This is a genomic window from Streptomyces sp. NPDC037389, from assembly GCF_040636475.1.
Lineage (GTDB): Bacteria > Actinomycetota > Actinomycetes > Streptomycetales > Streptomycetaceae > Streptomyces > Streptomyces hesseae.
Window position 1 is genome coordinate 8,720 of the sequence record NZ_JBEZUS010000027.1, and the last position, 23,047, is coordinate 31,766.

At 72.7% G+C, this 23,047-nt stretch carries 22 protein-coding genes; 14 read left to right on the forward strand and 8 right to left on the reverse strand.

The genetic code is table 11. The features are described from left to right. Window positions 1–359 precede the first annotated feature (359 nt). The 5 genes from AB0E98_RS32755 to AB0E98_RS32775 all read left to right on the forward strand — a co-directional run bounded on the left by AB0E98_RS32755 (window position 360) and on the right by AB0E98_RS32775 (window position 5,177). A complete protein-coding gene (locus AB0E98_RS32755; RefSeq protein WP_361709997.1) occupies window positions 360–1,490 on the forward strand; it encodes a ParA family protein in 1,131 nt (376 codons plus the stop codon). Then, on the forward strand, window positions 1,475–2,017 hold the full coding sequence (locus AB0E98_RS32760; RefSeq protein ID WP_361709911.1) for a hypothetical protein: 543 nt from the start codon (window positions 1,475–1,477) through the stop codon (window positions 2,015–2,017). Before AB0E98_RS32755 ends, AB0E98_RS32760 begins: the two co-directional genes overlap by 16 nt. A gap of 69 nt (window positions 2,018–2,086) precedes the next feature. Continuing rightward, on the forward strand, window positions 2,087–3,175 hold the full coding sequence (locus AB0E98_RS32765) for a segregation/condensation protein A (protein ID WP_361709914.1): 1,089 nt from the start codon (window positions 2,087–2,089) through the stop codon (window positions 3,173–3,175). Then, a complete protein-coding gene (scpB, locus tag AB0E98_RS32770) occupies window positions 3,172–3,819 on the forward strand; it encodes an SMC-Scp complex subunit ScpB (RefSeq protein ID WP_361709917.1) in 648 nt (215 codons plus the stop codon). The genes AB0E98_RS32765 and scpB overlap by 4 nt, the downstream gene beginning before the upstream one ends. Further along, window positions 3,819–5,177, forward strand: a complete 1,359-nt coding sequence (locus AB0E98_RS32775) for a pseudouridine synthase (RefSeq protein ID WP_361709918.1) — start codon at window positions 3,819–3,821, stop codon at window positions 5,175–5,177. The genes scpB and AB0E98_RS32775 overlap by 1 nt, the downstream gene beginning before the upstream one ends. A 38-nt stretch (window positions 5,178–5,215) precedes the next feature. Here AB0E98_RS32775 and AB0E98_RS32780 read toward each other — a convergent pair whose 3' ends face one another. After that, entirely contained in the window at window positions 5,216–5,947 is a 732-nt protein-coding gene (locus AB0E98_RS32780; protein ID WP_361709921.1) for a nucleotidyltransferase domain-containing protein, read from the reverse strand. 50 nt (window positions 5,948–5,997) lie between these two features. After that, window positions 5,998–6,360: a DUF952 domain-containing protein gene (locus AB0E98_RS32785; protein WP_361709924.1), complete on the reverse strand. Its 363-nt coding sequence runs from the start codon at window positions 6,358–6,360 to the stop codon at window positions 5,998–6,000. Between the two features lie 128 nt (window positions 6,361–6,488). On the opposite strand from AB0E98_RS32785, the gene AB0E98_RS32790 reads away from it, so the two are divergent. From AB0E98_RS32790 to der, 4 genes are all read left to right on the forward strand, one after another. Then, a complete protein-coding gene (locus AB0E98_RS32790) occupies window positions 6,489–7,574 on the forward strand; it encodes a prephenate dehydrogenase (protein WP_361709927.1) in 1,086 nt (361 codons plus the stop codon). A 122-nt stretch (window positions 7,575–7,696) separates the two neighbouring features. Next, window positions 7,697–8,413 (forward strand): (d)CMP kinase, encoded by a 717-nt coding sequence (gene cmk, locus AB0E98_RS32795; RefSeq protein WP_361709930.1) that lies wholly within the window; start codon window positions 7,697–7,699, stop codon window positions 8,411–8,413. Window positions 8,414–8,460: 47 nt separating this feature from the next. Next, window positions 8,461–9,048, forward strand: coding sequence for a lysophospholipid acyltransferase family protein (locus AB0E98_RS32800; protein WP_361710000.1), 588 nt, complete (start codon window positions 8,461–8,463; stop codon window positions 9,046–9,048). A 65-nt stretch (window positions 9,049–9,113) separates the two neighbouring features. Further along, on the forward strand, window positions 9,114–10,574 hold the full coding sequence (gene der, locus AB0E98_RS32805; protein ID WP_361709933.1) for a ribosome biogenesis GTPase Der: 1,461 nt from the start codon (window positions 9,114–9,116) through the stop codon (window positions 10,572–10,574). A 39-nt stretch (window positions 10,575–10,613) separates the two neighbouring features. Here der and AB0E98_RS32810 read toward each other — a convergent pair whose 3' ends face one another. Together AB0E98_RS32810 and AB0E98_RS32815 are read right to left on the reverse strand one after the other, a co-directional pair. Continuing rightward, window positions 10,614–10,928 (reverse strand): hypothetical protein, encoded by a 315-nt coding sequence (locus AB0E98_RS32810; protein ID WP_311612473.1) that lies wholly within the window; start codon window positions 10,926–10,928, stop codon window positions 10,614–10,616. A 209-nt stretch (window positions 10,929–11,137) separates the two neighbouring features. Next, window positions 11,138–11,923, reverse strand: a complete 786-nt coding sequence (locus AB0E98_RS32815; protein ID WP_361709936.1) for a hypothetical protein — start codon at window positions 11,921–11,923, stop codon at window positions 11,138–11,140. A 263-nt stretch (window positions 11,924–12,186) separates the two neighbouring features. On the opposite strand from AB0E98_RS32815, the gene AB0E98_RS32820 reads away from it, so the two are divergent. Further along, complete coding sequence (locus AB0E98_RS32820; protein ID WP_361709938.1) at window positions 12,187–13,437, forward strand: glycosyltransferase family 4 protein; 1,251 nt, start codon at window positions 12,187–12,189, stop codon at window positions 13,435–13,437. Then, entirely contained in the window at window positions 13,434–14,402 is a 969-nt protein-coding gene (locus AB0E98_RS32825) for a hypothetical protein (protein WP_361709941.1), read from the forward strand. The genes AB0E98_RS32820 and AB0E98_RS32825 overlap by 4 nt, the downstream gene beginning before the upstream one ends. A 10-nt stretch (window positions 14,403–14,412) precedes the next feature. On the opposite strand, the gene ctaD is transcribed toward AB0E98_RS32825, so the two are convergent. Further along, window positions 14,413–16,101 carry a cytochrome c oxidase subunit I gene (gene ctaD / locus AB0E98_RS32830; protein WP_361709944.1) on the reverse strand — a complete coding sequence of 563 codons (1,689 nt, stop codon included), beginning with the start codon at window positions 16,099–16,101 and terminating at the stop codon, window positions 14,413–14,415. 432 nt (window positions 16,102–16,533) lie between these two features. On the opposite strand from ctaD, the gene AB0E98_RS32835 reads away from it, so the two are divergent. Next, window positions 16,534–16,749, forward strand: coding sequence for an I78 family peptidase inhibitor (locus tag AB0E98_RS32835; protein WP_361709947.1), 216 nt, complete (start codon window positions 16,534–16,536; stop codon window positions 16,747–16,749). Window positions 16,750–16,842: 93 nt separating this feature from the next. Here the strand turns inward: AB0E98_RS32835 and AB0E98_RS32840 are convergent, their stop codons facing one another. Further along, on the reverse strand, window positions 16,843–17,862 hold the full coding sequence (locus AB0E98_RS32840) for a phosphatase PAP2 family protein (protein ID WP_361709950.1): 1,020 nt from the start codon (window positions 17,860–17,862) through the stop codon (window positions 16,843–16,845). Between the two features lie 263 nt (window positions 17,863–18,125). Beyond that, window positions 18,126–19,235 carry a hypothetical protein gene (locus tag AB0E98_RS32845; protein WP_361710003.1) on the reverse strand — a complete coding sequence of 370 codons (1,110 nt, stop codon included), beginning with the start codon at window positions 19,233–19,235 and terminating at the stop codon, window positions 18,126–18,128. A 320-nt stretch (window positions 19,236–19,555) separates the two neighbouring features. On the opposite strand from AB0E98_RS32845, the gene AB0E98_RS32850 reads away from it, so the two are divergent. Then, entirely contained in the window at window positions 19,556–21,142 is a 1,587-nt protein-coding gene (locus AB0E98_RS32850; RefSeq protein ID WP_361709952.1) for an MFS transporter, read from the forward strand. Window positions 21,143–21,256: 114 nt separating this feature from the next. Next, entirely contained in the window at window positions 21,257–22,423 is a 1,167-nt protein-coding gene (locus tag AB0E98_RS32855) for an acyl-CoA dehydrogenase family protein (RefSeq protein WP_361709954.1), read from the forward strand. Between the two features lie 18 nt (window positions 22,424–22,441). Here AB0E98_RS32855 and sepF read toward each other — a convergent pair whose 3' ends face one another. Continuing rightward, window positions 22,442–22,885, reverse strand: a complete 444-nt coding sequence (gene sepF / locus AB0E98_RS32860) for a cell division protein SepF (RefSeq protein WP_311612485.1) — start codon at window positions 22,883–22,885, stop codon at window positions 22,442–22,444. Between the last annotated feature and the right edge of the window lie 162 nt (window positions 22,886–23,047).

Below are 23,047 nucleotides of genomic sequence, written 5' to 3' on the forward strand. Positions count from 1 at the left end.
GCCGTAGCACCTCTACCCCCCCGCCGCGTCGGCCCCGCCCCCTCGCGCGGTACTGCTCCGCCACGCCGCCGCGCCGGCCGCGCCGCCCCCCCCCCCCGGCCGGGGCGTTTCGCCATGGTTTGACCCGCCCGTGATTCTTCCGGGTTATCCGCCGAACACCCTTGACAGAAGGGTGTTCGATTGCCGACACATCGTGCCGTCTCCGGCGGATTGTGTTGCTGTGGACCGCCGACACGCCATAGAGTCGCCAACCGTCGGCATGGTGCCACGCTGACGTATCTAGATGTTTCCTGGTCACCAAGGAGGTAGGACGACTTGTGAATGAGTCGACATTTGCTCCCGGGGGTGGTCACCCAGGAATCCCTGCGCAGGGGCCGAGTCCCGTGGGACTCCACGCTGTCGGCTCCGTCGCTGTCCACACCTACTCAGCACACGCAGCGCACCAGGACATCCAGAGCATGACGACAGCCCACCAGAGCATGGACGGTCACCACATGAACGCCATGGCCGGCGACGGGGCGGAGTCCACCCGTCTCGCCGACTACGAGAAGGTGCCCGAGGGGCACTTCTACGACCCCGACGCGGAGTACGAGCCCGACCCCGAGTACGCGGCCACTCTCGCCCCGGACGCGGCCCGTCAGCGCCGTGAGCGCATCGGCCCGACCGGGCGCCCCCTGCCGTACTTCCCCATCCCCGGACCGCTGGCGGACCACGGCCCGGCGAAGATCATCGCCATGTGCAACCAGAAGGGCGGGGTCGGCAAGACCACCTCGACCATCAATCTGGGTGCCGCGCTGGCGGAGTACGGCCGCCGGGTGCTCCTCGTCGACTTCGACCCGCAGGGCGCGCTCTCCGTCGGCCTCGGCGTCAACCCGATGGAGCTGGACCTGACGGTCTACAACCTGCTCATGGAGCGGGGCATGCAGGCCGACGAGGTCCTGCTGAAGACGGCGGTCCCCAATATGGACCTGCTGCCCAGCAATATCGATTTGTCGGCGGCCGAGGTCCAGCTGGTCAGCGAGGTGGCCCGCGAGTCCACTCTCCAGCGGGCCCTGAAGCCCCTGATGGCCGACTACGACTACATCGTGATCGACTGTCAGCCCTCGCTGGGCCTGCTCACCGTCAACGCCCTGACGGCGGCTCACAAGGTGATCGTCCCCCTGGAGTGCGAGTTCTTCGCGCTGCGCGGTGTCGCCCTGCTCACCGAGACCATCGAGAAGGTCCAGGAGCGGCTCAACCCGGAGCTGGAGCTCGACGGCATCCTCGCCACGATGTACGACTCGCGCACCGTGCACAGCCGTGAGGTCCTCGCGCGGGTGGTCGAGGCGTTCGACGACCACGTCTACCACACGGTCATCGGCCGTACGGTCCGCTTCCCCGAGACCACGGTCGCGGGCGAGCCCATCACCACCTACGCGTCCAACTCCGTGGGTGCCGCCGCGTACCGCCAGCTGGCCAGGGAGGTGCTCGCCCGTTGTCACGCCGAGTGAGCCTGCCCGGCGCCGACGAACTGTTCCGCACCACCGGCGGGATGGGGCTCCAGTCCTCCAGCCCGCGCCGCAAGGCGAACGGCGAGACGCCGCCGAGGGTGCCGGGCCCGGGTGACGCGCCCGACGGCGAGCGGCCGGGCAAGACGGCCGCCGCCGTCCCCGAGGGCCGCACCGCGGCCGTCCCCGCCGCCACGGGCCAGGAGCCGGAGGCCGAGCGGCGCGCCGCCGCCCCCCAGCCCCCGGCGGCCCGCGTGGCCGAGCCCGTCGCCCCCGCCCAGCCCAAGCGCCGCGGCCGCGCGTCCGGACGCCGCCCCAGCGGCCGGGAGCGGCACGACGAGAAGATCACGGTCTATGTCTCCGCCGAGGAGCTCATGGACCTCGAACACGCCCGGCTGGTGCTGCGCGGCGAGCACGGGCTCGCCGTCGACCGGGGCAGGATCGTCCGGGAGGCCGTCGCGGTCGTCCTGGCCGACCTGGAGCAGCGCGGCGACGCGAGCATCCTCGTACGGCGCCTGCGCGGCCGCTGAGCGGTTTCGCTGCGCTAGCCTCGCTGATCCCGGCCTTTACGGCTCGTTCCGCCCCACCCTGGAAACCCGATGCCCGCAGCCGCCGCCCCCTCTCCGGCCCGCCGTGCCCTGGGCCACGGCCCGGGCACCCGGCCCGAGCCCGCGCCACCCGCCGCGCCGGGCCCCGTCGCGGACGTGACGCCCGAGGGCGAGCCTGCCGAGTACACGACCTCCGGGGCCGGCCCCCTCGTGGCCGAGGCCACCGACGACGCGGCCCCGGGGCCGCAGGGCCCCGCGGCGGAGCCGGCACCGGAGCCGCCCGCAGGGGCGGGAGCGCCGGAGACCCCCGCCGGAGGCGACGGGCGGTTCACCGTCCGGCTGGCGAATTTCGAAGGCCCCTTCGACCTGCTGCTCCAGCTGATCGCCAAGCACAAGCTCGACGTCACCGAGGTGGCCCTCTCCAAGGTCACCGACGAGTTCATGGCGCACATCCGCGCCATGGGACCCGACTTCGACCTGGACCAGACCACCGAGTTCCTGGTCGTCGCCGCGACGCTCCTCGACCTCAAGGCGGCCCGGCTGCTGCCCGCCGCCGAGGTCGAGGACGAGGCGGACCTCGCCCTCCTGGAGGCCCGCGACCTGCTCTTCGCCCGGCTGCTCCAGTACCGGGCGTACAAGCGGATCGCGGAGATCCTCAGCGGCCGGCTGGCCCACGAGGGCCGCCGCCACCCCCGTACGGTCGGCCTGGAGCCGCACCACGCGGAGCTGCTGCCCGAGGTCGTCCTCGGCATCGGCCCCGGGCGCCTGGCCGAGCTGGCCGCCAAGGCCATGGCGCCCAAGCCCCCGCCGCAGGTCTACGTCGACCACATCCACGCGCCCCTGGTCAGCGTCCGGGAGCAGGCCGAGGTCGTCGTGGGCCGGCTCAGGGCCACGGGCGAGGCGACCTTCGCACAGCTCACCGCCGACGCCGCGGACACCCTGACGGTCGTGGCGCGCTTCCTGGCCCTGCTGGAGCTCTACCGCGAGAAGGCCGTCGCCCTGGACCAGGGCGAGGCGCTGGGGGCCCTGACGGTCCGCTGGACGGGCGGCACGGACGACGCCGCCCCGCTGGTGACCGACGAGTTCGACCGTGAGCCCGGGACCGAGCCGGAGAACGATCCGGAGGAGAACGCACAGTGACCGAGACGACGCACCCCGGGCAGCCGGGCCGGGAGGAGACCGCCCGGCTCGCCCTGAAGCCCGCGCTGGAGGCCGTCCTGATGGTCGTCGACGAGCCGGCCACCGACGAGCACCTCGCGAAGGTCCTCGACCGGCCCCGCCGCGAGATCGCCGACGCGCTGCGCGAGCTGGCCGACGAGTACACGATCCAGGGGCGCGGCTTCGAGCTGCGCCAGGTGGCGGGCGGCTGGCGCTTCTTCACCCGCCCCGAGTACGCCGACGCGGTCGAGGCCTTCGTCCTCGACGGCCAGCAGGCCCGGCTCACCCAGGCCGCGCTGGAGACTCTGGCCGTGGTCGCGTACCGTCAGCCGGTCAGCCGTTCACGGGTCTCGGCCGTACGCGGAGTGAACTGCGACGGCGTCATGCGCACCCTGCTCCAGCGCGGTCTGGTGGAGGAGGCGGGGACGGAACCCGAAACAGGTGCGATCCTGTACAGGACGACGAATTACTTTCTGGAGCGCATGGGCCTGCGCGGCCTGGACGAGCTCCCGGAGCTCGCCCCCTTCCTCCCCGAGGCGGAAGCGATCGAGGGCGACACTCAGGAAGGTGTGCCGTCGTTCGATCCGGACGCACCGGACACCGACGACGACAAGACGGAATTTTGATGCGAAGCAGCGGCAGGAACAGCGGAAGCGGCGACCGGGACAACCGGGGTGCCCGAGGAGGGTCCCCCCGTCCGGGGTCCGGTGGCGGGCGCGCGGGCGGCGGTCGTTCCGGCGGCGGGCGCCCCGAGAGCGGCGGCCGCTCCGGCGGCGGGAGCTACGGCGGCGGGCGCTCCGGTGGCGGCGGCTACAGCGGTGGCGGCCGCTCCGAGGGTGGTCGCTCCGGTGGTGGCCACGGCGGTGGCCGCTCCGAGGGCGGGCGTTACGACGGCGGTCGCGCCGGGGACCGGCGTGACGAGCGCCGGGACGACCGGCAGCAGGAGCGTCCTCGCCGTCCGCGCCCCGAGGAGCGCCGCTACGACGTGGGCCCGGACGCCGAGCGCACCCGGGGCGGCGCCACCAGCGGCCGCCAGAGCGGTCCCACGAGCGGTCGTGGCGCGTCGGCCCGCGGCGGCGCCAAGGGCGGCCCCCGCAAGAGCTCCACGGCCGGTGCCGGCGGGCGCAGCAGCGGTCCCGCCCGTGGCCACGGCTATGCCCCGGCCCGCCCGCGCGAGCTCGACGCCAAGATCGAGGAGCGTAACCGGGAGCGGCACAACAAGCCGCAGGTGAAGACCCCCAAGACCTTCCCCGGCGCCGAGCAGGAGGGCGAGCGCCTCCAGAAGGTGCTGGCCCGTGCCGGCATGGGCTCGCGCCGCGCCTGCGAAGAGCTGATCGAGATGGCCCGCGTCGAGGTCAACGGGCAGATCGTCACCGAGCAGGGTCTGCGCGTCGACCCGGACAAGGACGAGATCAAGGTCGACGGCCTGACGGTCGCCACCCAGTCGTACCTGTTCTTCGCGCTGAACAAGCCGGCCGGCGTCGTCTCCACCATGGAGGACCCCGACGGCCGCCAGTGCCTCGGCGACTACGTCACCAACCGTGACACCCGGCTCTTCCACGTCGGCCGGCTCGACACGGAGACCGAGGGCATCATCCTGCTCACCAACCACGGTGAGCTCGCCCACCGTCTGACGCACCCCCGCTACGGCGTGCAGAAGACCTACCTGGCCGCGATCACGGGCCCGCTGCCGCGCGACATCGGCAAGCAGCTCAAGAGCGGCATCCAGCTGGAGGACGGCTGGGCCCGCGCGGACAACTTCCGCGTCATCCAGCAGACCGGCAAGAACTACCTCGTCGAGGTCACCCTCCACGAGGGCCGGAAGCACATCGTCCGCCGCATGCTCGCCGAGGCGGGCTTCCCGGTCGAGAAGCTCGTCCGCACCTCGTTCGGCCCCATCGCCCTGGGCGACCAGAAGTCGGGCTGGCTGCGCCGCCTGACCAACACGGAGGTCGGCATGCTGATGGGCGAGGTCGACCTGTAGGGCAGCGTTTCCCGGGGCTCCGCCCCGGACCCCGGTTCTCAAACGCCGGACGGGCCGAAATCGGCCCGTCCGGCGTTCGAGGACAAAGCGCAGCAGCCCGTCCGGCGCACCCGGATCAGGAAGTCCTCCACACGCGCCGCGTCCGGCTCCTCCGGCAGCGGCGTCCCCCGCAGAGCCTCCTCGCACTCCTCGAACAGCCGTGCCGCCCACGCCTCGACCCGGTCCCACGGCACCTCGCCGCGCCGCACGGCCAGGAAGCGGTCCCGCTGGTCACCGACGTCCAGCGACAGCGCCCCCGTGCGCAGCAGATCGCGGCACGAGGTGAGCAGCCGCAGCATGTGCATGACGTGCTTCCAGCGCGGCGCCTCCTGGCGGAACCGCCGGTACTGGGCCCTGGCATAGCCGACGTGGCTCTGGTGGGCCCGGCGCGAGAGGAACGCCCCGCGCAGCTCCAGCAGCTCGCGCCCCGTCGCGTCCACGTGCTCGACCAGCGGGGAGTGGAGGGTTTCCAGGGCGTTGGGATTGGCCCGCAGCGCCAGCTCGCAGAAGCGTTCCAGCTCCCAGGAGAAGCGCTCCTCCTCCGGGCCCTCCACATGCGTCGGGGGCTTGTCGAAGCCCCAGAAGAGTGCCGTCGGCGCCACGAACACGCCGCGCCGGTCGGTGTCGCTGGCCTCGGTGGCCAGGCCGAAGGCCCGGGAGCCCATGACGCAGGAGTAGACCGTGTGCCCGGTCACCAGGGCGTGGTGGGCCGGGGGAGGAGTGGCGCGCATACGGTGATTGTCGTCGGCGGGCGACCGTGCGTCACCCGGGTTTCAGGAGGTCAGGACCATACCGTCAGCCCCGTCGCCCGCCCCTTCTCGTCGCGCTGGATCTCCATCATCCCCTCGACCGCGTCGCGGGTGATCCGGCCGAAGACGTGCGGGAAAAGGGTGCCGGGGGCCACGCCGGGCGGCGGGGCGGGCGCGGCGGCCTCCCAGCGGACCATCACGTCCAGCTTGTGCTCGTCGATCAGTAGCACCATCAGCGGTCCCGGCACATCGCCGTAGAACGCCGTCGCCACGGCCAGCGTGGTCTCCTCGTCGGGCGAGCAGTGGACGAAGCCCTCCTCGGAGAGGGAGGCGGGGGAGTAGGGGCGGTCGGGCACGGCCAGCCAGTCGTCCAGGGGCACCACGTGATAGATCATGGACATCGTTCTACCCGACCCGGCCCCGGCCGTCCCGTACGGCGGGCTGACGGCAGCGTCCGGATCGCGCCGTCCGGATCACGACCGTCCCGATCATGCGGACCCGGCCGCCCCACTAGGCTGGGGGCGTGAGAACCGCCCTCGTCATCGGAACCGGACTGATCGGCACGTCCGCCGCCCTCGCCCTCGCGGGCCGCGGTGTGCGAGTGCACCTGATGGACCACGACCCGGCCCAGGCCCGTACGGCCGCGGCGCGCGGCGCCGGCACGGACCGGGCGCCCGACGGGCCCGTGGACCTGGCCATCGTGGCCGTACCCCCCGCGCATGTCGCGGCGACCCTCGCCGAGGCGATCCGGGGCGGTCTCGCCCGCGGCTATCTCGACGTCGCCAGCGTCAAGGGCGGCCCCCGCCGTGAGCTGGAGGCGCTCGGCTGCGACCTCAGCGGCTATCTGGGCACCCACCCGATGGCCGGCCGGGAGCGCTCCGGGCCCATGGCGGCCACCGCCGACCTCTTCGAGGGCCGGCCCTGGGTGCTCACCCCGACCCCCGGTACCGACACCGAGGTCCTCAACCTCGCCCTGGAGCTGGTCGCCCTGTGCCGGGCGGTGCCCGTCGTGATGGAGGCCGACGCCCACGACCGGGCCGTCGCGCTGGTCTCCCACACCCCGCAGCTGATCTCCAGCATGGTCGCCGCCCGGCTGCGGAACGCCGACGAGACGGCCGTGCGCCTGTGCGGCCAGGGCATCCTCGACGTCACCCGGATCGCCGCCTCCGACCCCCGGATGTGGCTCGACATCCTCTCCGCCAACCCCGGCCCGGTGGCCGAGGTCCTCGCGGGCGTCGCCGCCGATCTCGACGAGACCGTACGGGCGCTGCGCGCCCTGGAGTCCGCCGACGAGGACAAGCGCCGGGGCGGCGCGGCCGGCATCGAGGACGTGCTGCGGCGCGGCAACGACGGCCGGGCCCGGGTGCCGGGCAAGCACGGCGCGGCCCCGGCCGCGTACGAGACGGTGATCGTCCTCATCGGCGACCAGCCGGGCGAGCTGGCCCGGATCTTCGCGGACGCGGGCCGCGCGGGCGTCAACATCGAGGACGTCCGGATCGAGCACGCCACGGGCCAGCAGTCGGGTCTGATCCAGCTGATGGTCGAGCCCACCGCCGCGGCGGGCCTGGTCGCGACCCTGCGCGACCGGGGCTGGGCGGTCCGCCAGTAGGGCCCGTACGGCCCCGGGGCCGTACGGCGGCGCGGGCCGGTCCGGCGAGCCAGTAACCTTGAGTGAGCCATCAAGGCGATCCGCCAGGAAACGCCCCGTGTACGAGGAAGGTGCACTTCACCGTGGAAACCGCCGCCCGGACCGCTCCGGCAGCAGTCGTCGTCGGCATCGACGGCCCCTCCGGCACGGGCAAGTCCAGCACGTCCAAGGCCGTCGCGGCCAAGCTGGGCCTGCGCTATCTGGACACCGGCGCCCAGTACCGGGCGATCACCTGGTGGATGCTGAGCAACGGCATCGATGTGAACGACCCGGCCGCCGTGGCCGACGCCGCGGGCAAGCCGGAGATCGTCTCCGGCACCGACCCGTCCGCGCCCACGATCATGGTCGACGGCGCGGACGCCTCTGCGCCCATCCGCACCCGGGAGGTCACCTCGGCCGTCAGCGCGGTCAGCGCCGTGCCGGAGGTGCGCACCCGGATGACCGAGCTCCAGCGCACCATCGCCGCCGAGGCGCCGTACGGCATCGTCGTCGAGGGCCGGGACATCGGCACCACCGTGCTCCCGGACGCCGACCTCAAGATCTTCCTCACCGCCTCCCCGGAGGCGCGTGCCGCCCGCCGCAGCGGTGAGCTCAAGGGCAAGGAGGCCGGCGACCTGGCCGCCACCCGGGCAGCGCTGATCAAGCGGGACGCGGCCGACTCCGGCCGGAAGACCTCCCCGCTGGCCAAGGCCGCCGACGCCGTCGAGGTGGACACCACCGAGCTGACGCTGGAGCAGGTCATCGAGTGCGTGGTCACGCTGGTGGAGGAGCGACGCGGCGAGGAGAAGCGGTCGGCGTGACCTCGTCCTCCGGTGCCGCCGTCGGGCGGCGGATCGGCATCGGCCTGATGTACGGGCTGTGGAAGCCCCGGGTGCTGGGCGCCTGGCGGATGCCCGCCGACGGGCCCTGCATACTGGCCGTCAACCACACCCACAACATCGACGGCCCGATGCTGATGGGCACCGCCCCCCGGCCCGTGCACTTCCTGATCAAGAAGGAAGCGTTCGTGGGCCCGCTCGGCCCCTTCCTGCGCGGCATCGGCCAGCTGGAGGTCGACCGCTCGGGCACCGACCGCACGGCCGTCACCGGCGCGCTGAAGATCCTGGCGGACGGCGGCGTGCTGGGCATCTTCCCGGAGGGCTCCCGGGGCGAGGGCGACTTCGCCTCGCTCCGCGCGGGCCTGGCCTACTTCGCCGTACGGTCGGGCGCGCCGATCGTGCCGGTGGCCGTCCTGGGCAGCGGCGAGCGCAAGAGCCGGGCCGTACGGGGTGTGCCGCCGCTGCGCAGCCGCGTCGACGTGGTCTTCGGAGACCCGTTCGAGGCGGGTGACGGCAGCGGCAGGCGCACGCGCAAGGCGCTGGACGAGGCGACCACGCGCATCCAGGAGCGCCTGGGCGCGCACCTGGCGGACGCCAAGCGGCTGACCGGCCGCTGACCGAGACTTGAAGTAGCGGGCCGTAAGGGTCCGCCGACGATAGAGAAGAACGAGGAACGGACTTCATGGACGACCAGATCCACACCGGCGACGAGCACGGTGAGCTTGGCGACGCCGAGTACGCGGAGTTCATGGAGCTCGCGGCGCAGGAGGGCTTCGACGCCGACGAGGTGGAGGGCGCGATCGGCGAGGCCGGTCACGGCCCGCTGCCCGTGCTCGCCGTCGTCGGCCGCCCCAACGTCGGCAAGTCGACGCTGGTGAACCGCATCATCGGCCGCCGCGAGGCCGTCGTCGAGGACCGCCCCGGCGTCACCCGTGACCGCGTCACCTACGAGGCCGAGTGGGCCGGCCGCCGCTTCAAGGTCGTCGACACCGGCGGCTGGGAGCAGGACGTGCTCGGCATCGACGCGTCCGTCGCCGCCCAGGCGGAGTACGCGATCGAGGCCGCCGACGCCGTGGTCTTCGTCGTGGACGCCACCGTCGGCGCCACCGACACCGACGAGGCCGTCGTCAAGCTGCTGCGCCGCGCGGGCAAGCCCGTCGTGCTGTGCGCCAACAAGGTCGACGGCCCCTCCTCCGAGGCCGACGCCGCCATGCTGTGGTCGCTGGGCCTGGGCGAGCCGATGCCGGTCTCCGCGCTGCACGGCCGCGGTACCGGCGACATGCTCGACGAGGTCCTCAAGGCGCTGCCCGAGGCCCCGGCCCAGACCTTCGGCGCCGCGCTCGGCGGTCCGCGCCGCATCGCGCTGATCGGCCGTCCGAACGTCGGCAAGTCCTCCCTGCTGAACAAGGTCGCGGGCGAGGAGCGGGTCGTCGTCAACGAGCTGGCCGGCACCACCCGAGACCCGGTCGACGAGCTGATCGAGCTGGGCGGCACCACCTGGAAGTTCGTGGACACCGCGGGCATCCGCAAGCGCGTCCACCTCCAGGAGGGCGCCGACTACTACGCCTCCCTGCGCACCGCCGCCGCGGTGGAGAAGGCCGAGGTCGCGGTCATCCTCATCGACGCCAGCGAGTCCATCAGCGTCCAGGACCAGCGCATCATCACCATGGCCGTCGAGGCCGGCCGTGCCATGGTCATCGCGTTCAACAAGTGGGACAACCTCGACGAGGAGCGTCGCTACTACCTGGAGCGGGAGATCGAGACCGAGCTCCAGCAGATCGCCTGGGCGCCCCGGGTCAATGTCTCGGCGCGTACCGGCCGGCACATGGAGAAGCTCGTCCCGGCGATCGAGACCGCGCTGGCGGGCTGGGAGACCCGGATCCCCACCGGCCGGCTGAACGCCTTCCTCGGCGAGCTCGTCGCGGCCCACCCGCACCCGATCCGGGGCGGCAAGCAGCCGCGCATCCTCTTCGGTACGCAGGCGGGCACCAAGCCGCCGCGCTTCGTGCTCTTCGCCTCCGGCTTCCTGGAGGCCGGTTACCGCCGCTTCGTCGAGCGCCGACTGCGTGAGGAGTTCGGCTTCGAGGGCACGCCGATCCACATGTCGGTGCGTGTCCGTGAGAAGCGGGGCAAGAAGAAGTAACGCGGGGCACGCCGGGGCGGCTCGGGGCCCGGGGGAGTCCTAGAAGCCCCGGCCGCGGCCGTCCCGCTGTCCCGGGGGCAGCGCGGGCAGCTGACCGCCGCGCTGCCGTCCGTAGTACGAATCCCAGACCGCGTTGTACCCCGAGGGACCGGGGTACGTGGCCGGGCTGGTGAGCTGACCGACGTAGCCGTAGGTGCCGCGGTGGCCGAAGGCCTTGAAGGTCAGCTCCTCCTCGCCGGAGCGGTCACCGGGCAGGGCCCGGAAGGCCCGCCGGTATTCGGAGCAGAGGGCGTCGAAGATCGGGGTGACCGAGGCGGGGTGACTCTCCGCAGAGGCGTCGCGGGGTGGCCGCATGCCGGGGATGTGGTTCGGGTACGAGGTCCGGGCGGGTTCGTATGAGTACACATCCCTGCCAACGACCTCAAGGCCCGTCGGATGCGGTCCACGCGGCGAATGGATGGCGGGGAGCGTCCCGCCCGGGTGGACAACGGGATAAAAGTCCCGGTTCGCCGGGGAGCGCGACTCCGGCTCGTCCGCCTCGTACCCGTTCACGCGCCCCCCGTTCATGTGCCCGCGAGCGGCATGGCCGCCCCCACCAGACGCCCGGTCGCCGCGGCCCGGTCCAGCGCCTCCCGCAGCAGGTCCTCCCGGGGCTGGGAGCCGATCGTCCCCACCGGGGCGCAGTAGACCAGCACCCGGCGCGTCTTGTTGACGGCGGCCCGCCAGCCGTCGGCGACCTGCATCGCCTGGTGCGCCTGCCACCACGCCTGGGGCGCGGCACCGCCGGCCGGCGGCTGGAGGACCGCGTGCAGCCGGCCCATGGCGAGCAGCACCGACCAGCCCGGGAGCACCGCCGGGGCCTGGCCGACATCGGCGACCGGGGCGAAGCCCTGTTCGGTGAGGAGCTCCAGGAACACATCCACCGGCCCGTCGGTGCCCGGGCGGGCGATCGGCCCCAGCGGCTCGACCACCAGCGCCGGCAGCACCTCGCCGCCGACCAGCACCAGCCCGCTCGTCACCCCCAGCTCCGCCTGGAGCGGCACCTCGCGCCGGATGCCCGTGGGCCCGCCGTCCTCGGCCGTGATCGAGGCGACGGCGCCTTGCAGCTGCGCCTCGGAGACCGGGACGACCTGGGAAGGGATGCAGCTGGCGTGGGCGAAGGCCAGCACGGCCGTCTCCTCGCCGACGAACAGCACGGTGCTGGTGGGCACCTGGCCGGTGTGGCCGGGGGTACGGCAGGAGGTGCAGTCGTACACATCCGGGGCGTTCTCGCCGCCGAGCAGTCGCTCCGCCTCTTCGTCGCCGATCTCGGCACGTACCTCGTCGCTGACAGCGAGCATGCGCGGCACGGGGGCTCCTCGAAACCTGGTAGGTCGGTTGTTCTCGTCGCAGGGCGCGGATGAACCGGGTGGTTCCCGGCTCGTAAGGAGACAACGGATGATCCATGGCATGGGTCACGCTCCGGAAAAGTTCCCGGGTGCGGCTACCGATGGGGCAACGCTTGAAGCACGACTTGGCGATCAAGGCCAACCCCGTGCCCCCTCCCGCGGTCTAACCTCTCGGTAGAGGCGGGCCCGGGACGGATCCGCGGCATACGGCGGCATGGGGACGAATGCGCATCTCATTCCTGATCCACAACGCGTACGGGATCGGCGGCACGATCCGGAGCACCCACACCCTCGCCGGCACCCTCGCCGAGCAGCACGACGTGGAGATCGTCTCCGTCTTCCGGCACCGGGAGGAGCCCGTTCTCGCCCCCGACGGCAAGGTACGGCTGCGGCACCTGGTGGACCTGCGCAGAGGAGGCCCCGGCTACGAGGGCGACGACCCGGAGCACCGGCGCCCCGCCGTCGTCTTCCCCGCCGCCGAGGGGCGCCACGGGCAGTACAGCCTGCTGACGGACCGCCGGATCGCCGAGCACCTGCGCCGCCTGGAGTGCGACGTGGTCGTCGGCACCCGGCCCGGCCTCAATGTGCACATCGCCCAGCAGGCCCGGCGCGGCCCGGTGCGCGTCGGGCAGGAGCACCTGACGCTCGGCACCCACTCCGGGCAGCTCAAGCGGGTGCTGCGGGCGCACTATCCGCGCCTCGACGCCGTCACCACCGTCACCGAGGCGGACGCCCGCACCTACCGGCGGCTGATGCGGCTGCCCGGCGTGCGCGTCGAGGCCGTGCCCAACGGGGTGCCCGTACCGGGGGTCGCGCCCGCCGACGGCAGCGGCAAATGGGTGGTCGCGGCCGGGCGGCTGGCCCCCGTCAAGCGGTACGACGTCCTCGTCCGCGCCTTCGCCCTGGTCGTGGCCGAGCGCCCCGACTGGCGGCTGCGGATCTACGGGGCCGGTGCCGAGCGGGCCTCGCTGCGGACACTGATCGACAAGCTCGGTCTCTACAACCACGTCTACCTCATGGGCCCCGCCAGCCCCTTGGAGCCCGAGTGGGTCAAGGGGTCCATCGGCGCGGTCACCTCCAGCCTGGAGTCCTTCGGCATGACGATCGTCGAGGCGATGCGCTGCGGGCTGCCGGTGGTGGCCACCGACTGCCCGCACGGCCCCGGCGAGATCATCACCGATGGCACCGACGGCCTGCTGGTACCCGTCGGACGGACCGAGGCCATCGCCGCCGGGCTGCTGCGGCTGATCAACGACGACGAGCTGCGCCGGCGCATGGGCGCGGCGGCGCTGGCGAGCTCGGCGCGCTTCGACCCGGCGGCCGTCGCCGCCCGCTACGAGACCCTCTTCGCCGGCCTGCGCACGCGCGGCGGCCTCCGCGGCGGGCTCCACCGCACCCGGGGCGCCCTGCTCAGCACGGCCTTCCAGGCCAAGGACCGGGGCCGCTCCGCCCTGCGGAAGGTACGAGCCGCATGACGCCGACCCAGCCCACCGTGCCCGAGCGGGCCGGGGACCGCCCCGCCGCGGCGGCCGCCCCGCCGGCCCCGACCACCACTTCCGAGGAGAGCGTCATCGTGTCTGCCCCTCCCCTGGCCGCTGGCGCGGGGAACCCCCGCGCCGACTGCATCGCGGACTCCGCGGGCGGGCTCACCTTCGACCTCGACGCCCCCGGCCGGGCCGCCGAAGCCCACTGGTCCGCCGCGCTCGTGCTGCGCCTCCGGGGCCGCGAGGAGGACGAGGAGGAGGTCCGGCTGCCGCTCACCGCCAACGGCGACGGCCGGCTGCGGGCCGTGCTGCCCAGCACCGTCGCCCTGCCCGAGGGGCGCTGGGACGTCCATCTGGCCTGTGGCGAGGACACCCCGCGACGGCTGCTGCCCGGCCTCGCCGATCTGCGCTCCCTGATCGACCGCCGGCCCGGCCCCAGCACCTCCCCGCTGGCCGTGCGCATCCCCTACGCCACCGAGCACGGCAACCTCTCGCTGCGCAGCTGGCAGCGCGCCCCGCACGCGGAGGCCGGGGACGTGCTCGTCGACCCCGAGGGCATAACCGTCCAGGGCACGCTCTACCGGGTGGAGGACCCCGGGGCCTGGCTGGCGGGGGCGGTCCTGGAGGCCCGCCGCCGGCGGGCGGACCTGACCGTCACGGTCCCGCTCACCGTGGCCGAGGGGCAGGACTTCGCCTTCACCCTCCCTTTCGCCGGGCTGTGCGCGCCGTGGCGCGGCGGCCCCGAGGTGTGGGACCTGTGGCTGCGCGGGCCGGAGGGGACCCCGGTCCGCCTGGCCCGCATCCTGGACGACGTCGCCGACAAGAAGCACGTCTTCGTCTACCCGGCGCGGGATGTGACCGCTCCGTATGCCCCTGCCCAGGCGGGCCCGTACTACACCGCCGACAACGACCTTTCGGTGCGGATCGGCGAGTGCCCGCCGGGGGCGGGCCGGTAGCCGGCCGGGCTCAGCCGGTGGACTCGGCCGCGGCGTGCGGCCGTTCCCGCCCGGTGTCCTCCGGGTGGTGGAGGTCGAAGGCCGGGGACTCGGAGCGGATGCGCGGGAGACGGATGAAGTTGTGCCGGGGCGGCGGGCAGGAGGTCGCCCACTCCAGTGAGCGTCCGTACCCCCAGGGGTCGTCCACCTCGACCTTCTTCCCGTACTTGGCGGTCTTCCAGATGTTGTAGAAGAACGGCAGGTTGGACAGGCCCAGCAGGAACGCCCCGATCGAGGAGACGGTGTTGAGCGCGGTGAAGCCGTCGGCCGCCAGGTAGTCGGCGTAGCGGCGGGGCATCCCCTCGGCGCCCAGCCAGTGCTGGACGAGGAAGGTGAGGTGGAAGCCGGTGAAGAGGGTCCAGAAGTGGAGCTTCCCCAGCCGCTCCTCCAGCATCTTCCCGGTGAGTTTCGGCCACCAGAAGTAGAAGCCGGCGAACGTCGCGAAGACCACCGTTCCGAAGACCACGTAGTGGAAGTGCGCCACGACGAAGTAGGTGTCGGTGACGTGGAAGTCCAGCGGCGGCGAGGCGAGGATCACCCCGGTCAGACCGCCGAAGAGGAAGCTGACCAGGAAGCCCACCGCCCACAGCATGGGCGTCTCGAAGGACAGCGAGCCCTGCCACATCGTGCCGATCCAGTTGAAGAACTTCACCCCGGTCGGCACCGCGATCAGGAACGACATGAACGAGAAGAAGGGCAGCAGCACCGCGCCGGTGGCGAACATGTGGTGCGCCCAGACCACCACCGACAGGGCCGTGATGGCCGTGGTGGCGCCGATCAGCGTGATATAGCCGAAGATCGGTTTGCGGGAGAACACCGGGATGATCTCGGTGATGATGCCGAAGAACGGCAGCGCGATGATGTACACCTCGGGGTGGCCGAAGAACCAGAACAGGTGCTGCCACAGCAGCGCCCCGCCCCACTGGGGCTCGAAGACCAGGGCCCCGAACCGCCGGTCCGCCTCCAGGGAGAGCAGCGCCGCCGCCAGCACGGGGAAGGCGAGCAGGACGAGGATCGAGGTGAAGAGCACGTTCCAGGTGAAGATCGGCATCCGGAACATCGTCATCCCGGGGGCGCGCATCCCGATGATCGTGGTCAGGAAGTTCACCGCGCCGAGGATGGTGCCGAAGCCCGCCAGGGCCAGCCCCATGATCCACATATCGGCGCCCATGCCCGGCGACCGGGCCTCGCTGTTCAGCGGGGCGTAGGCGGTCCAGCCGAAGGAGGCGCCGCCCTCGGGCATCAGCAGGCTGGCGACCACGATCAATCCGCCGAAGAGATAGAGCCAGTAGGCGAACATGTTCAGCCGGGGGAACGCCACGTCGGGCGAGCCGATCTGAAGCGGCATGATCGCGTTGGCGAAGCCCGCGAAGGCCGGGGTGGCGAACAGCAGCAGCATGATCGTGCCATGCGCGGTGAACACCTCGTTGAACTGCTCGTTGCTCATCAGCTGGAGCCCGGGGCGGGCCAGCTCGGCGCGCATCAGCATGGCGAGCAGCCCGCCGATGAGGAAGAAGCCGAACGATGTGATCAGGTAGAGGTTCCCGATCTTCTTGTGGTCGGTCGTCGTCAGCCAGTCCACGATGATCCGGCCGGGGCTGCGCTCCCCGGCCGGCCCGGCCGGTCCGGCCGCGGCGGCCTGCGCGGTGTCGGTCCCCATCCGTGCCCCCTCGCCTGTGGTGCTCTCGGATACGCGAGTGTCCTCGCGGGCACCCGCCATGATGCTCCGGCTGCGCGTCGCGCGCGAGGGCGCCTCGCCGCCGGGACGTTCCGGAACATGAAATTCCGAAGGCTCCGGCGCCGATAGGGCCGGGCCCCCGGCAATTCCGTTGGATCAATGCCGGGCAGGGGGCGTGGGACGGGAATTCGCCGGGGCTCCGGGGAAGTTGCGCCAGGGTCGTCCGGGAAAGTGTGGTGAATTCCCCGGCGAGTTTTTGTGGAGGCATCGGGAGGGAAAAGGAACACCCCGTGGGGGTGAGGGAATTCAACGCAAACCCCCTCGGTGGCACTGTGACAGAAGTGTGACCAGTGGCGGACCGGGGGGAGATGGGAGGCTGGGCGGTGGCCCGCCCGGCCGCCTACGGTGGCTGCCATGGCAACCCTCCCCGGACTCCCCGCCGATCCCGACGACGACCCCGCCGCCTACGTCGGTCGCTCCGCCGACGACGCCGCCGCCCGGGCGCGCGCCCGCGGCTGGACGGACGTACGGACGCTGCCGCCCGGCGCGATCGTCACCATGGAGTACCGCGCCGGCCGGCTGAACCTGGAGGTCGAGCACGGCACCGTACGACGCTGCTGGAAGGGCTGACGGCCGAGCAGCGGCCTGGACGCGCGAAGGCGGCCCCGGAGGATCTCCGGGGCCGCCTTCGCGGTGTTCCGTGGCCGGCCGGCGCCGGCGGGCTCAGGCCCGGCCGCGCCCGGCCGACGGGCCGAAGGGGGTGCCGCGCGGCACCCGGTCGGCGTGCGGCGGCCGACGGCTGCCGGCCGGGGTGACCGGGCTCCGCTCGGAGCGGGCCGTGTGCGGCCGGGGCAGCAGATGCGTTCTGCCGTCGGCGACCCGGGCGACCGTCCCGCCGCCCGAGCGGCTGCCGGCGCCCACGGGCTCGCGGACCGGCAGTTCGTCGTCGGCCGGGGCGCGCGGCGCGCCCAGCGGCACGGACGTCGCGACCGGTACGGAGACGGGCGCGGTGAGCAGCCGGCCGCTGCGCAGCCGCAGCCACACGCCCAGCAGCCAGGCCTCGGTGCGGGCCATCAGCGGCTCGAACCAGGGCAGGGCCAGCAGCACCAGCAGACCGGCGGTCCAGCCCAGGGTGACGTCGCTCATCCAGTGCGTGCCCAGGTAGACCGTGGTCATCCCGACGCCGAGCGCCAGCATCGCGGCGCACACCGAGGAGATCCGCCGGGTGCGCGGCGTGGTGGCCAGATAGGCGAGGACGCCCCAGGTCACCACCGCGTTCGCGGTGTGCCCCGAGGGGAATATGTCGCCGCCCGCGAACATCTCGTTCGAGCCGACGGCGGTGGCGTAGTGCGGACCGAGCCGGCCCATGCCGATCTTGGCGGCGCCCACGGTCGCGTTGAGCAGCAGCAGCGACGTGCCCAGCACCAGCAGCGGGCGCAGGGTCTTCTGTTTGTACGTACACCAGCCGAGCCACGCCGCGACGGCCACGGCGGTCGGGCCGCGCTGGCCCAGGACCACGAAGTAGTCGAGGAAGGCGTGGATCTCCGGCCACTGCTTGTAGGGCCGGAAGAGCATGACCTGCCAGTCGAAGCGCACCGGCCAGGACGTGGTGAGCACGCCGACCACGATGGCCACGTAGACCACGGAGGTCGCCACGAAGATGCCCAGACGGGTCCGGGTCATCCGCGGCCGCACGGGTTGGGAGCGCTCCTCCGCAGGGACGAGCTCGTCGTTGGTACGCACTCAATCGACGTTACATTGCGTGACAGGAGGGTTCGGCCGATCGAGGCTCTTTGTGATGACGATGTGATGTGGAATGCGTCTCAATCGTGGCTCGACGCATGTTTGAAACTGCCGAATAAGAATCGGTTAAAGAAACGCGGGGCGGCTTTGGTCAAAGCCTGGTGAGGCATTAATTCCTTTTCGTGGGACCGCGTTTATCGGTATGTGGCCGAGGGGTTCCGTGCCGTTTCCCGGCGCCCCGCCGGGGCGCCCGGGAATTACGATCATGGCGGGCCGGAACCGTGCAGCCAGAACGCGCCATAGACCGCCGACGCAAGCGCGACAGCCGTCATCACCGTCACCGCGCGTACCGTGCGTAGCCGGGCCAGGGCCACCGCCAAGGGCAGCAGCAGGGGGAAGGCCGGCAGCATCAGCCGCGGCTTGGACCCGAAGTACCCCTTGGCCGTGAGCGCCAGCAGCAGCACCGTCCCCGTATAGACGAGCAACGGCAGTGGCTGCCCCTGACGCACTCCGGCCAGATACAGCCGGATCACCAGGGCCACACCGAGCAGCAGCGCCACCCCCGCCGGCCAGGCCGGCCCCGTCAGCCGCTCCCAGATGAACGAGCCGAAGGCCAGCCCACCGTCGAAACCATTGCCCCAGCCGCCCTGGACATCGAGATAACCGGTGGCGGAACCGGTGCGCACCCCCACCCAGACGACATACGCCAGCCAGCCCAGCGGCGCGAGCACCACTCCCGGCAGCACCCGGGCGAACGGCGGCGCCCCGCCCCGGCGGCGCGCCCGGACCAGCGCCACCGCCGCGGTCAGCCAGACCGCCGCCACCACGGCCGCTCCCACCGGCCGGGTCAGCCCGGTCAGCGCCGCCAGCGCACCCGCCCACGCCCACCGGCCGGTCAGCACGCAGTACAGACTCCACGCCGCCAGCGCCGTGAACAGCGACTCCGAGTACGCCATCGACTGCACGACACCCACTGGCAGCGCCGCCCACAGCACCACCAGCGCCACCCCGGCCTGCCGCCCGTAGGCGAGCGAGCCGACCGCGAAGATCCCCCACGCGGCGGCGAGCGAGGCGACCGCCGAGACCACCAGGCCCGCGTCCGGTGCCGACAGCGGCAGGGCCGCCGACAGCGACCGCTCCAGCCAGGGCAGCAGCGGGAAGAACGCCAGATCGGAATGGACCTTCCCGCCCGCCAGATGGAGGGTGTAGCCGTACCCCTGCTCGGCTATGCGGGCGTACCAGATGGAGTCCCAGCGCGCCGACAGCAGATGACGCGCCTCCTTGCCGTCCGCCATCCCCCACAGCGCCAGCGCCACGACTCCCAGCACCCGCACCGCCGCGTAGAGCAGCAGCGCGGGCGCCGCCCGGCGCAGCGCGGCACGGACCCGCGCGGGCCGCCCGCCGACGCGGACGCCGGCGGGGACCCCGACGGCGGCGTCGGCGCGGGCACCGGCACCGACCTCGGCGGATATGCCGGAGGGGGCCGCGCCGGCGGAGGCCGGTGAGGTGGAGGAAGCGCGAACGGTCACCGATCGATTGTCCCAGCCCCACGACGTGAGAGGGGCCACGTGGGTTCCGGCGGGACTCGCGTACGCTGTCGACTCACTCGCCCCCTGGTACCGCCGGGGCCCATCAGTCCCCAACCGGTTTCCCCGGCCCCATGGCCGCGAGCGCATGACACGGAGGTGTGTGGATGTCCGGGACGACCACCGCCGGCCCCCGACGGCCGGTCGGCGTTCCCCGGCAGCGGCTCCGGCCGCGCCGCGCGGAAGGGCCGGGTGCCGCCTCGTCGAGCCGGTGGACCGTGCTCGTCGTCCTCTGCGTCAGCCTGCTCCTGGTCGCCGTCGACGCCACCGTGCTGCACGTCGCGGTCCCGGCCGTCACGGAGGACCTGCGCCCGGGCGCGATACAGCTGCTGTGGATCGTCGACGTCTACCCCCTCGTCTGCGCCTCGCTGCTCATCCTCTTCGGCACTCTCGGCGACCGGGTCGGCCGCCGCCGGGTGCTGCTCCTCGGCTACACCCTCTTCGGCGTGGCCTCCGCGCTCGCCGCCCTCGCGCCCACACCGGAGATCCTGATCGCCGCCCGGGCGCTGCTGGGCGCCGGCGGCGCGATGATCATGCCGGCGACGCTCTCGATCCTCCGGCAGGTCTTCCCCGACCGTCGGGAGCGCGCCCTGGCCATCGGCGTCTGGAGCGCGGTGGCGGCGGTGGGCGCGGCCGTCGGGCCGTTGCTCGGCGGCTTCCTGCTGGAGCACTTCTGGTGGGGCTCCGTCTTCCTCATCAACATCCCGCTCATGGCCGTCAGCCTCCCCGTCGGCCGCCGGCTGCTGCCCGAGTCGACCGGCGACCACGACGGTCCCTGGGATGTCCTCGGCGCGCTGATGGCGGCGTTCGGCCTGTTCGGCGTCGTCTACGGGGTCAAGCGGGTGGGCGGCGCGGAGGCGCTCTCACTGGGCACGGTCGTCCCGGCGGCGCTCGGGGCCGCGCTCCTCGTCGTCTTCGTAAGGCGGCAGCGACGGCGGGAGCATCCGCTCGTCGACCTGACGATGTTCGCCCGGCCCGCCTTCGGCACCTCCGTCGGCTGCATCGTCCTGGCCATGCTGGCGCTGGTCGGGCTGGAGCTGGTCGCCGCGCAGTACCTCCAGCTCGTCCTCGGCCTCACCCCGCTGGAGACGGGCCTGCGCCTGCTGCCCCTCACGCTCGCCGCGATGGCGGCGGGCCTCGCGGGCTCACGGGTGCTCCAGCGGTTCGGGCCGCGCGCCATGGTCTCGGCCGGTTTCGTGCTCACGGCGATGGCGGTGCTCTCGCTGACCGTGATGGGCCGGGAAGACCGCCCTTACGCGCTGGTCGCCGGGTTCGTCCTGCTCGGCTTCGGCCTGGAGACCACGCTCTTCGGGGCGTACGAGTCGATGCTGAGCGAGGCCCCCGCGGAATCGGCGGGCGGCGCGGCCGCGATCGGCGAGACGTCGTACCAGCTGGGGGCGGGCATGGGCATCGCACTGCTCGGCAGCGTCATGAACGCGGCGTACGCGCCGGGCGTGGACGGGGTCCCGGGCGTCCCGAGCGCGGCGGCCCGGGCCGCGAGCCACTCGCTGGGCGAGGCGTACGAGGTCGCGGAGCGCCTCGACGGCCCGGCGGGCACGGCACTGCGCGCGGCGGCGCGGGACGCGTTCGTGCACGGTCTGCATGTGACGCTGGCGGTGAGCGCGGGGTTGTTGGCTCTGGGGGCGGTGGCGGCACTGCGGCTGCCGCGGGGGCTGGACGCGGCGGAGGGCTGACGGGGGGTCCGGCGGTGCCGAAACCGCCTCGGCCGGGTCTGGACGCCGGGGGTTACCCACCCGTAGCGTGCTGGGCAAGCGATGATCACCCTGAACCGAGCCGGAGGCTGACCCGTGTTCGACCCCCATGATCCGCTCGGCATCGACGACCTGCTCACCGACGACGACCGTGCCGTCCGGGACACCATCCGGCGCTGGGCGCGCGACCGCGTGCTGCCGCACATCGCGCAGTGGTACGAGAGCGGTGAGGTCCCCGTGCGCGAACTCGCCCGGGAGCTGGGCGCCATGGGCGCCCTCGGCATGCAGCTCACCGGCTACGGCTGCGCGGGCGCGAGCGCCGTCCAGTACGGGCTGGCCTGCCTGGAGGTGGAGGCGGCCGACTCCGGCATCCGCTCCCTCGTCTCCGTGCAGGGTTCCCTCGCGATGTACGCCATCCACCGCTTCGGCTCCGAGGAGCAGAAGCTGCGCTGGCTGCCCGGGATGGCGACCGGCGAGATCATCGGCTGCTTCGGGCTGACCGAGCCCGACCACGGCTCGGACCCGGGCGGGATGCGGACGTACGCCAAGCGCGACGCCGGCGGCGACTGGGTGCTGACGGGCCGGAAGATGTGGATCACCAATGGCTCGGTGGCCGGGGTCGCGGTCGTCTGGGCCCGGACGGACGAGGGCATCCGGGGATTCGTCGTCCCCACCGACAGCCCCGGTTTCTCCGCCCCGGAGATCAGGCACAAGTGGTCGCTGCGCGCCTCCGTCACCAGCGAGCTGGTCCTGGACGAGGTGCGGCTGCCCGCCGACGCGGTGCTGCCGGGGGCGAAGGGGCTGGGCGGCCCGCTCGGCTGTCTGAACCACGCCCGGTACGGCATCGTGTGGGGCGCGATGGGCGCCGCGCGCACCTGTTTCGAGACGGCGCTGGACTACTCGCGCACGCGCGAGCAGTTCGGCAGGCCCATCGGAGGCTTCCAGCTCACCCAGGCCAAGCTGGCCGACATGGCGCTGGAGCTCCACAAGGGCGTACTGCTGGCCCACCATCTGGGACGGCGGATGGACGCGGGGCGGCTGCGACCGGAGCAGGTGAGCTTCGGGAAGCTGAACAACGTGCGGGAGGCGATCGAGATCTGCCGCACCGCCCGCACGGTCCTGGGCGCCAACGGGATCTCGCTCGAGTACCCCGTGATGCGCCACGCGACGAACCTGGAGTCGGTGCTGACCTACGAGGGCACCGTGGAGATGCACCAGCTGGTGCTGGGCAAGGCGCTCACCGGCCTCGACGCGTTCCGGTGAGCACCGTCTGTCCCGGCTTCAGCTCTGGTTGAAGAAGCCGCCCTGCCCGCGGCCGCCCTCCCCGCTGACTACCTTGTAGTCGGCGGGGGTGAGCAGGAACACCCTGTTGGCCACGCGTTCGATCGAGCCACGGAGGCCGAAGGTCAACCCGGCGGCGAAGTCCACCACCCGCTTGGCGTCGCTGGGCTCCATGCCCGTGAGGTTGACGATGACCGGTACGCCCTCCCGGAACAGCTCGCCGATGCCCCGGGCGTCCCGGAAGCCGTCCGGGGTGACCGTGGCGATACGGGTGCCCTGCTCCTGCGCGACCTCGTCGGCCACGCGGACCTTGGGGTTGGTCACCCAGGAGTCGCCGGGCTCGGTCCCCTCGTCCGAGTCCTCTTCGTAGCCGCCGTAGTAGCGCTCGTCATCGCTGTCGTCGACGAGGCCAAGCCACGCACTCGCCTTGCGCACCGATCCCATGGACGCCTCCTCTCACACGCGGTGTGTTCCGCCCGCTCCTCTATGGTCGTCCATGATGCGGATGATGTGCCAAGTGGATGGCGGCCATGCGGGGATTTCGTGACGCATCTGGTGCAAAGTGGGTGGCGGTGCGTCAGAAACTCCTATGAGCCGACCTTAGGC